Genomic DNA, 8928 nt, shown 5'->3' with positions numbered 1-8928 from the left:
ACGTCGTGTCGGGCAGATCCCATGACCGTCAGCGGGCAGAACTCATGACCGCCGGCGGGCAGCTTCATGGCCGTCTCCGGGCAGTTTCTCGTGTCCGTCGACACTTGAGCTTCAGTTGGCGATGTCGATCTCGGCGGCGGCCCCGTGGGCGTATGCCGCGTCCCTAAGGGTACGCAAGGCACCTCGGGATCCCCTGGTGGCGGCGATCCGCATCGGGACCGGGCCTGCCGGGCCGACGGAAACCGAACTGTATTCGCCGGACTACGCGCGGCGGGACGCAGCGGCTTCCCACTCGGCCCGGGAGATCGCTGTGAGCCACTCGCCCTGCTCGGCGCCGGGGAGCGGGTCGCTCCACTCCCGCATCTCGGTGTGCGTATGCCGCATGCCCAGCTTCGCCATCACCGCACGACTACCGCGGTTGACCACCATCGTTTCGGCGACGATGAGTTCCACGCCTGCGGTGGCGAAGCCGTGATCGATGAGGGCGATCGAGCCCTCGGTGGCGAGCCCGCGTCCCCAGGCGTGGCGGGCGAGTCGATAGCCCAGCTCGGCCGTCGCGGGCCGGACCATCGCCAGCGCCCACCACCCGCAGAACCGCTCACGCTCGAAGCCGACCCAGAAGCCCAGGCCGAGGGCGTCGTCGCTGGGGGAGAGACGCTCGGTCATCCGCCCGACGACCTCATCGCGTCTGCGAGCCGGACCCAGAAATCGCATGACTTCGGCGTCCGCGTCCAGCTCCACGAGGTCGTCGAGGTGGTCCCAACTCATCGGCTCCAGCCGCAATCTCGCCGTGTGCAAATGCGGCCGGCCCTTCGGGGGACGTTGCGCGGTCACGGGCAATATCGTAGGGATGAGCCCGTGGGCACGATCCTTCCTCTGGGGCAGACGCCTGCACATGGCGTCGATCCGCTCGTTTCGTCCCCGTCGCTCGCTGTCGCCTTTTGGACGCCTTCTCGACCCCGATTTGTCCAGGCGGACGGCAGCATGGCAAGATAGACCGGTTGCTTGACGCGGCGACGCCTTGATCAAGGGAGTCATGCCGCCCGCCGGTGCGAACGAATCGAACCGATCATGACGATCGGGGCGACACACCGGTGAGTGCAAGCCGCCGGCTCCGGCCGGACCACCGATTCTCTCGACGACCGCTTCGGCGCGTCGCCGGATAGCGGAGCGAGGGCGACACGCCCGACCGCGGGGGTCGGAGGTTGGAGCAGGCCCTGGATTTGTTAGTTGGACGGCGAGAGAGAGACGACCACACGATGGCGGGACAGAAGATCCGCATCCGGCTGAAGTCGTATGACCACGAGGTCATCGACAGCTCGGCGCGCAAGATCGTCGACACGGTGACCCGCGCGGGTGCAACCGTTGTCGGCCCGGTGCCCCTGCCCACGGAGAAGAACGTCTTCGTGGTCATCCGGAGCCCCCACAAGTACAAAGACTCCCGTGAGCACTTCGAGATGCGCACCCACAAGCGCCTCATCGACATCATCGACCCGACGCCGAAAGCCGTCGACTCGCTGATGCGTCTCGACCTGCCGGCGGACGTCAACATCGAGATCAAGCTGTAAGGACCGCCGACATGACTCACGCAAATGCGCGCGCCGTCAAGGGCGTGCTCGGCGAGAAGCTCGGGATGACCCAAGTCTGGGACGCCGACAGCCGGCTCATCCCGGTCACGGTCGTCCAGGCCGGCCCCTGCGTCGTCACGCAGGTCCGCAACGCCGAGACCGACGGCTACGACGCCGTCCAGATCGCCTATGGCGCGATCAACCCCCGCAAGGTCAACAAGCCGATGACCGGGCACTTCGAGAAGGCCGGGGTCACCCCGCGTCGCCACCTCGTCGAGTTGCGGACGTCCGACGCCGCCGACTACACCCTCGGCTCCGAGGTCACCGCCTCGGTCTTCGAGGCCGGCCAGAGCGTCGACGTCTCCGGCACCACCAAGGGCAAGGGCTTCGCCGGTGTCATGAAGCGACACGGCTTCAAGGGCGTCAGCGCTTCGCACGGTGCGCACCGCAACCACCGCAAGCCCGGCTCGATCGGTGGGTGCTCCACGCCCGGCCGCGTCTTCAAGGGCATGCGGATGGCGGGCCGGATGGGTGGCGAGCGCCAGACCACCCAGAACCTCACGATCCACGCCGTGGACGCCGAGAAGGGCTTGCTGCTCATCAAGGGTGCCGTCCCCGGCCCCCGCGGTGGACTCGTCCTCGTCCGCTCTGCCGCGAAGGGAGCCTGACGCCATGACCGCCAAGATCGTCGACGTCACCCTGCCCGCCGAGATCTTCGACGTGCAGACCAACGTGCCGCTCATCCACCAGGTTGTCGTGGCCCAGCTGGCCGCGGCCCGCCAGGGTACGCACGCCACCAAGACCCGCGGCGATGTCCGTGGCGGTGGCAAGAAGCCCTACCGCCAGAAGGGCACCGGCCGCGCCCGCCAGGGTTCGACCCGCGCCCCGCAGTTCGCCGGCGGTGGCACCGTCCACGGTCCGCAGCCGCGCGACTACAGCCAGCGGACCCCCAAGAAGATGAAGGCTGCCGCCCTGCGTGGCGCCCTGTCCGACCGGGCTCGCCACGGCCGCATCCACGTCGTCGCCTCCCTGGTCACGGGTGAGAACCCCTCGACCAAGGACGCGTCGTCGCTGCTCGCCGGCCTGACCGAGCGCAAGAACCTCCTGGTCGTGCTCGACCGCAGCGACATCGTCTCGCTGAAGTCGGTGCGCAACCTCGACCACGTCCACGTCCTCGCCGTCGACCAGCTCAACACCTATGACGTGCTGTGCGCCGACGACGTCGTCTTCACCCAGGCCGCGTTCGACACCTTCGTCGCCGCCAAGGAGGAGTCCAAGTGAGCACCGTGCAGAAGGACCCCCGCGACATCCTGATCGCGCCGGTGGTCTCGGAGAAGTCGTACAGCCTCCTCGAGGAGGGCAAGTACACCTTCATCGTCGACCCCCGCGCCAACAAGACCGAGATCAAGATCGCGATCGAGCGCATCTTCGACGTCAAGGTCGACTCGGTCCACACGATGAACCGCCAGGGCAAGGCCCGCCGGACCCGCTTCGGCATCGGCAAGCGCAAGGACACCAAGCGTGCGATCGTCACCCTCCGCGAGGGCTCGATCGACATCTTCGGTGCGGGCGCCTGAGGAGATAACTGATGGGAATCCGTAAGTACAAGCCGACCACCCCCGGTCGTCGTGGCAGCAGCGTGGCCGACTTCGTCGAGATCACCCGCACCACGCCGGAGAAGTCGCTCGTCGCGCCGCTGACCAAGTCCGGTGGCCGCAACGCCAGCGGCCGCATCACCACCCGTCACATCGGTGGCGGTCACAAGCGTGCCTACCGCGTCATCGACTTCCGTCGTCACGACAAGGACGGCATCCCGGCGAAGGTCGCGCACATCGAGTACGACCCCAACCGCACCGCGCGCATCGCCCTGCTGCACTACGCCGACGGCGAGAAGCGCTACATCCTCGCGCCGCGCGGGCTCGAGCAGGGCGCGACCGTCGAGAACGGTGCGACCGCCGACATCAAGCCGGGCAACAGCCTGCCGCTGCGCAATATCCCCACCGGCACCATCGTTCACGCGGTGGAGCTCAAGCCCGGTGGCGGCGCCAAGATCGCCCGCTCCGCGGGGATGCGCGTGCAGCTCGTCGCCAAGGACGGCCCCTACGCCCAGCTGCGTATGCCGTCCGGTGAAATCCGCAATGTCGACCTCCGCTGCCGCGCCACCATCGGTGAGGTCGGCAACGCCGAGCAGTCGAACATCAACTGGGGCAAGGCCGGCCGCATGCGCTGGAAGGGCAAGCGCCCGACCGTCCGTGGTGTCGCGATGAACCCGGTCGACCACCCGCACGGTGGTGGTGAGGGCAAGACCTCCGGTGGCCGCAACCCGGTCAGCCCGTGGGGTCAGCCGGAAGGCCGCACCCGTCGTCCAGGCAAGGCGAGCGAAAAGATGATCGTCCGCCGCCGTCGTTCCGGCAAGAAGCGCTGATAGGAGCCTTTCGAGATGCCACGCAGTTTGAAGAAGGGCCCCTTCATCGACGGCCACCTCCAGAAGAAGGTGGACGACGCCAATGCCAAGGGTTCCAAGAACGTCATCAAGACCTGGTCACGCCGGTCGGTCATCGCGCCGGACTTCCTGGGTCACACCTTCGCCGTGCACAACGGCAAGACCCACATCCCGGTCTTCGTGACCGAGTCGATGGTCGGCCACAAGCTCGGCGAGTTCGCCCCGACCCGCACCTTCAAGGGTCACATCAAGGACGACAAGAAGGGCCGTCGTCGATGAGCACGGAGAACACCATGGAGTCCAAGGCGGTCGCCCGCCACGCGCGGGTCACCCCGCAGAAGGCCCGCCGCGTCGTGGACCTGATTCGCGGCAAGCAGGCGGACGCTGCCGTCGCTACGCTGCGCTTTGCCCCGCAGGGCGCCAGCGAGACGGTGCTGAAGGTGCTGCAGAGCGCCATCGCCAACGCCCGTGTCAAGGCCGATGCCGCCTCGGTGGCCTTCGATGAGCGCGACCTGATCGTCAGCGCCGCGTTTGTCGACGAGGGCCCGACGATGAAGCGATTCCGCCCGCGTGCCCAGGGCCGCGCCGGTCGCATCAACAAGCGCACGAGCCACATCACCGTCTTCGTGGCCCCCAAGACCACCACCTCGCAGACGGCCGGAAAGGCAGGAGCCCGCTAATGGGTCAGAAAGTCAACCCGCACGGCTTCCGTCTGGGCATCACCACCGATCACAAGAGCCGCTGGTTCGCCGACTCCACCAAGGAGGGTCAGCGCTACCGCGACTATGTCAAGGAAGACGTGGCGATCCGTCGCCTCATGGCCAAGGGCATGGAGCGCGCCGGCATCTCCCGCGTTGAGATCGAGCGCACCCGTGACCGCGTCCGCGTCGACATCCACACCGCTCGCCCGGGCATCGTCATCGGCCGCCGCGGCGCCGAGGCCGACCGTATCCGCGGTGAGTTGGAGAAGCTGACCGGCAAGCAGGTGCAGCTGAACATCCTGGAGGTCAAGAACCCCGAGATCGATGCGCAGCTGGTCGCCCAGGGCATTGCCGAGCAGCTCTCGGCCCGTGTGACCTTCCGTCGCGCGATGCGCAAGGGCATGCAGTCGGCCCTCCGCGCCGGCGCCAAGGGCATCCGGATCCAGTGCTCCGGCCGACTCGGCGGCGCCGAGATGTCCCGCTCGGAGTTCTACCGCGAAGGCCGTGTGCCCCTGCACACCCTGCGCGCGAACATCGATTACGGCTTCTTCGAGGCCAAGACCACCTTCGGCCGGATCGGTGTGAAGGTGTGGATCTACAAGGGCGACATGACGGAGAAGGAATTCGCCGCCGCCCAGGTCGGCGCCCCGCGCCCGCCGCGCGGCCCCCGTCGTGACCGCGACGACCGCCCCGCTCGGGCCCGTCGCGACAGCACCACCGACACCACCGAGGCGAGCGCACCCGCCGCCGAGGCCGTTACCGAGGGAGTGTGATGATCCGATGCTGATCCCGCGTCGCGTCAAGCACCGCAAGCAGCACCACCCCGGGCGCTCCGGTATGTCCAAGGGCGGCAACGTCCTCGCTTTCGGTGAGTACGGCATCCAGGCTCTCGAGCCGGCCTACGTCACCAACCGGCAGATCGAGTCCGCACGTATCGCCATGACCCGCTACATCAAGCGTGGCGGCAAGGTGTGGATCAACATCTACCCGGACCGTCCGCTGACCAAGAAGCCGGCCGAGACCCGGATGGGTTCCGGTAAGGGGTCCCCCGAGTGGTGGGTGGCCAACATCAAGCCCGGCCGCATCATGTTCGAACTCTCCGGAGTGCCCGAGGAGACAGCGCGCGAGGCCATGCGCCTCGCCATGCACAAGCTGCCGATGAAGTGCCGCTTCGTCCAGCGTGAAGGTGGTGACATCTGATGGCAGTCGGGAGCAAGGACCTGACGTCCAAGGAACTGCGTGGCCTCGATGAGGACCGTCTCGTCGAAGAGCTGCGCAAGGCCAAGGAGGAGTTGTTCAACCTCCGGTTCCAGTCGGCCACCGGCCAACTGGAGAGTCACGGCCGCCTGCGCGCGGTCCGCAAGGACATCGCCCGGATCTACACCGAAATGCGTGAGCGCGAGCTCGGCATCGGCGGCACGGAGGCCTGAGCATGAGCGAGAACACTGTGGAAGAGAAGGCCAGCGTGGAGCGCAATGACCGCAAGACCCGTCAGGGCTATGTCGTCAGCGACAAGATGGACAAGACCGTCGTCGTCGAGGTCGAGGACCGCGTCAAGCACGCCCTCTACGGCAAGGTCATGCGCAAGAGCCACAAGGTCAAGGCGCACGACGAGCAGAACGCCGCCGGCATCGGTGACCGCGTCCTGATCATGGAGACCCGTCCGCTCAGTGCCACCAAGCGCTGGCGCGTCGTGGAGATTTTGGAGAAGGCTAAGTGATCCAGCAGGAGTCACGCCTCAAGGTCGCCGACAACACCGGCGCCAAGGAGATCCTCTGCATCCGGGTGCTCGGTGGCTCCGGCCGCCGGTATGCCGGCATCGGCGACGTCATCGTCGCCGCCGTCAAGGACGCGATCCCCGGCGGCAATGTCAAGAAGGGTGACGTCGTCAAGGCCGTCATCGTTCGCACCACCAAGGAGCGTCGTCGTCCCGACGGCAGCTACATCCGCTTCGACGAGAACGCGGCCGTCATCCTCAAGAACGATGGCGACCCGCGCGGCACGCGCATCTTCGGCCCGGTCGGCCGCGAGCTGCGCGAGAAGCGCTTCATGAAGATCATCTCGCTGGCACCGGAGGTGCTCTGACCATGGCCAAGATGAAGATCAAGAAGGGCGACACCGTCCAGGTCCTCACGGGCAAGGACAAAGGCAAGCAGGGCAAGGTCATCGCCGTCAACACCGAGACCGAGCGGGTCACGGTCGAGGGCGTCGGCCAGATCACCCGCCACGTCAAGCCGGGTCCCCGTGGCACCGGCGGCCTCGTGGTCCAGGAGTCCCCGATCCACGTCTCCAATGTGGCGATCATCGACCCCGCTGACAAGAAGCCGACCCGGGTCCGCACCCGCGTCGAGCAGGTGGAGCGCGACGGTCGCACCAAGACCACCCGCGTGCGCGTCGCCGCCCGCTCCGGGAAGGACATTTGATGAGTGACACCGCAACCAAGCCGCGCTTGAAGACGCGCTATGCCGACGAGGTCCGCTCGGCGCTGACCGAGCAGTTCGCGTATGACAACGTCATGCAGGTCCCGGGCGTCGTCAAGGTCGTCGTCAACATGGGTGTCGGCGATGCCGCCAAGGACAGCAAGCTGATCGAGGGCGCGATCCGCGATCTCGCCGCGATCACCGGCCAGAAGCCGCAGGTCACCAAGGCACGCAAGTCGATCGCCCAGTTCAAGCTCCGCGAAGGTATGCCGATCGGCGCCCACGCGACGCTGCGCGGCGACCGCATGTGGGAGTTCCTCGACCGCCTGGTCACCGTGGCGCTGCCGCGTATCCGCGACTTCCGTGGGCTCTCGCCCAAGCAGTTCGACGGCCGCGGCAACTACACCTTCGGCCTGACCGAGCAGTCGATGTTCCACGAGATCGACCAGGACCGCATCGACCGCGTCCGCGGCATGGACATCACGGTCGTGACGACCGCGACGAACGACGACGAGGGACGCGCGCTGCTCAAGGCGCTCGGCTTCCCCTTCAAGGAGAACTGACATGGCCAAGACCGCCCTGAAGAACAAGGCCGCCAAGGCTCCGAAGTTCAAGGTCCGTGGCTACACCCGCTGCCAGCGCTGCGGGCGTCCGCACTCGGTCTACCGCAAGTTTGGCCTGTGCCGGATCTGCCTGCGCGAGATGGCCCACCGCGGCGAGCTCCCGGGCGTCACCAAGTCCTCCTGGTGAGTCACGCACCCGCGTGACCACACCGCATACCGAAATCATCCACATCCACACCGAAGGTCCGAAAGGAAACCGCGGTGAGAGAGGGCACGCTCGCCCATGACCATGACTGACCCGATTGCGGACATGTTGACCCGCGTCCGGAACGCCAACTCGGCGCACCACGACGAGGTCTCCATGCCGTTCTCGAACCTCAAGTCGCACATTGCCGAGATCCTTCAGGCGGAGGGCTATATCGCCTCCTGGAAGGTCGAGGACGCCGAGGTCGGCAAGACCTTGACGATCAACCTCAAGTACGGCCCCAACCGGGAGCGCTCGATCGCCGGCATCCGCCGCGTCAGCAAGCCTGGCCTGCGGGTTTACGCGAAGTCGACCAACCTGCCCAAGGTTTTGGGTGGTCTCGGGATCGCGATCATTTCCACGTCGTCCGGCCTGCTCACTGACAAGCAGGCGGCCAGCAAGGGTGTGGGTGGGGAAGTCCTCGCCTACATCTGGTAAGGAGCATTCGGATGTCTCGAATCGGACGTCTCCCGGTCACGGTCCCCGCTGGGGTCACCGTCGCGATCGACGGTCAGACCGTCACCGTCAAGGGCCCCAAGGGCGAGCTGTCCCACGTCGTCGCCGAGCCGATCACGATCGCGCAGGGCGAGAGCGGCGTCGAGGTCTCCCGGCCCGACGACGAGCGCCTCTCGCGCTCGCTGCACGGCCTGACCCGCACCCTCATCAACAACATGGTCCTCGGGGTCACCGACGGCTATGAGAAGAAGATGGAGATCTACGGCACCGGTTACCGCGTCATGGCGCGCGGTTCCAACCTCGAGTTCTCACTCGGGTACAGCCACTCGATCACCGTCGAGCCGCCGGCCGGCATCACCTTCGCCGTCGAGAACCAGACCCGGTTCTCGGTGCAGGGGATCGACAAGCAGTTGGTCGGCGAGACTGCCGCCAACATCCGCAAGCTGCGCAAGCCCGACCCGTACAAGGGCAAGGGCGTTCGTTACGCCGGCGAGCAGATCCGCCGCAAGGTCGGAAAGGCTGGAAAGAAGTAG

At 66.8% G+C, this 8928-nt stretch carries 17 protein-coding genes and 1 pseudogene; 17 read left to right on the top strand and 1 reads right to left on the bottom strand.

What is annotated here, in order from left to right; genetic code table 11:
• Positions 1-261: 261 nt before the first annotated feature.
• Complete coding sequence (locus ABD209_RS15485) at positions 262-834, bottom strand: GNAT family N-acetyltransferase (protein ID WP_344067802.1); 573 nt, start codon at positions 832-834, stop codon at positions 262-264.
• A 425-nt stretch (positions 835-1259) separates the two neighbouring features.
• Between ABD209_RS15485 and rpsJ the strand changes: the two genes are divergently transcribed.
• The 17 genes and pseudogenes from rpsJ (at position 1260) to rplF (ending at position 8928) form a co-directional block, all read left to right on the top strand.
• Positions 1260-1568 carry a 30S ribosomal protein S10 gene (gene rpsJ, locus ABD209_RS15480; protein WP_019146773.1) on the top strand — a complete coding sequence of 103 codons (309 nt, stop codon included), beginning with the start codon at positions 1260-1262 and terminating at the stop codon, positions 1566-1568.
• An 11-nt stretch (positions 1569-1579) separates the two neighbouring features.
• A complete protein-coding gene (gene rplC, locus ABD209_RS15475; RefSeq protein WP_344067794.1) occupies positions 1580-2236 on the top strand; it encodes a 50S ribosomal protein L3 in 657 nt (218 codons plus the stop codon).
• A gap of 4 nt (positions 2237-2240) precedes the next feature.
• Complete coding sequence (gene rplD, locus ABD209_RS15470) at positions 2241-2849, top strand: 50S ribosomal protein L4 (protein WP_344067792.1); 609 nt, start codon at positions 2241-2243, stop codon at positions 2847-2849.
• Entirely contained in the window at positions 2846-3145 is a 300-nt protein-coding gene (rplW, locus tag ABD209_RS15465) for a 50S ribosomal protein L23 (protein WP_344067790.1), read from the top strand. Before rplD ends, rplW begins: the two co-directional genes overlap by 4 nt.
• 11 nt (positions 3146-3156) lie before the next feature.
• The gene (gene rplB, locus ABD209_RS15460) at positions 3157-3993 is read left to right on the top strand and encodes a 50S ribosomal protein L2 (protein ID WP_344067788.1); all 837 of its coding nucleotides are present in this window, start codon (positions 3157-3159) and stop codon (positions 3991-3993) included.
• 15 nt (positions 3994-4008) lie between these two features.
• Positions 4009-4290, top strand: coding sequence for a 30S ribosomal protein S19 (gene rpsS, locus ABD209_RS15455; RefSeq protein WP_344067785.1), 282 nt, complete (start codon positions 4009-4011; stop codon positions 4288-4290).
• A gap of 14 nt (positions 4291-4304) precedes the next feature.
• Complete coding sequence (rplV, locus tag ABD209_RS15450) at positions 4305-4691, top strand: 50S ribosomal protein L22 (RefSeq protein ID WP_324385565.1); 387 nt, start codon at positions 4305-4307, stop codon at positions 4689-4691.
• Entirely contained in the window at positions 4691-5485 is a 795-nt protein-coding gene (gene rpsC / locus ABD209_RS15445) for a 30S ribosomal protein S3 (protein ID WP_324385530.1), read from the top strand. The genes rplV and rpsC overlap by 1 nt, the downstream gene beginning before the upstream one ends.
• Before the next feature lie 7 nt (positions 5486-5492).
• On the top strand, positions 5493-5912 hold the full coding sequence (gene rplP / locus ABD209_RS15440) for a 50S ribosomal protein L16 (RefSeq protein ID WP_324385531.1): 420 nt from the start codon (positions 5493-5495) through the stop codon (positions 5910-5912).
• A pseudogene (gene rpmC, locus ABD209_RS15435) lies at positions 5912-6124 on the top strand (50S ribosomal protein L29); the annotation flags it as partial. The gene rplP and the pseudogene rpmC, both read left to right, overlap by 1 nt.
• Before the next feature lie 20 nt (positions 6125-6144).
• Positions 6145-6432: a 30S ribosomal protein S17 gene (gene rpsQ, locus ABD209_RS15430; RefSeq protein WP_344067782.1), complete on the top strand. Its 288-nt coding sequence runs from the start codon at positions 6145-6147 to the stop codon at positions 6430-6432.
• Complete coding sequence (gene rplN / locus ABD209_RS15425) at positions 6429-6797, top strand: 50S ribosomal protein L14 (RefSeq protein WP_324385533.1); 369 nt, start codon at positions 6429-6431, stop codon at positions 6795-6797. Before rpsQ ends, rplN begins: the two co-directional genes overlap by 4 nt.
• A gap of 2 nt (positions 6798-6799) precedes the next feature.
• Complete coding sequence (gene rplX / locus ABD209_RS15420) at positions 6800-7135, top strand: 50S ribosomal protein L24 (protein ID WP_324385534.1); 336 nt, start codon at positions 6800-6802, stop codon at positions 7133-7135.
• Positions 7135-7695: a 50S ribosomal protein L5 gene (rplE, locus tag ABD209_RS15415; RefSeq protein ID WP_324385535.1), complete on the top strand. Its 561-nt coding sequence runs from the start codon at positions 7135-7137 to the stop codon at positions 7693-7695. The genes rplX and rplE overlap by 1 nt, the downstream gene beginning before the upstream one ends.
• A gap of 1 nt (position 7696) precedes the next feature.
• Positions 7697-7882, top strand: a complete 186-nt coding sequence (locus tag ABD209_RS15410; protein WP_324385536.1) for a type Z 30S ribosomal protein S14 — start codon at positions 7697-7699, stop codon at positions 7880-7882.
• Between the two features lie 96 nt (positions 7883-7978).
• Positions 7979-8377, top strand: a complete 399-nt coding sequence (gene rpsH / locus ABD209_RS15405; protein WP_324385537.1) for a 30S ribosomal protein S8 — start codon at positions 7979-7981, stop codon at positions 8375-8377.
• Positions 8378-8388: 11 nt separating this feature from the next.
• Positions 8389-8928 (top strand): 50S ribosomal protein L6, encoded by a 540-nt coding sequence (gene rplF / locus ABD209_RS15400; RefSeq protein WP_324385538.1) that lies wholly within the window; start codon positions 8389-8391, stop codon positions 8926-8928.

The organism is Nostocoides vanveenii (assembly GCF_039531165.1).
Taxonomy (GTDB): domain Bacteria; phylum Actinomycetota; class Actinomycetes; order Actinomycetales; family Dermatophilaceae; genus Nostocoides_A; species Nostocoides_A vanveenii.
This window is presented reverse-complemented; position numbering and strand designations above follow the sequence as displayed.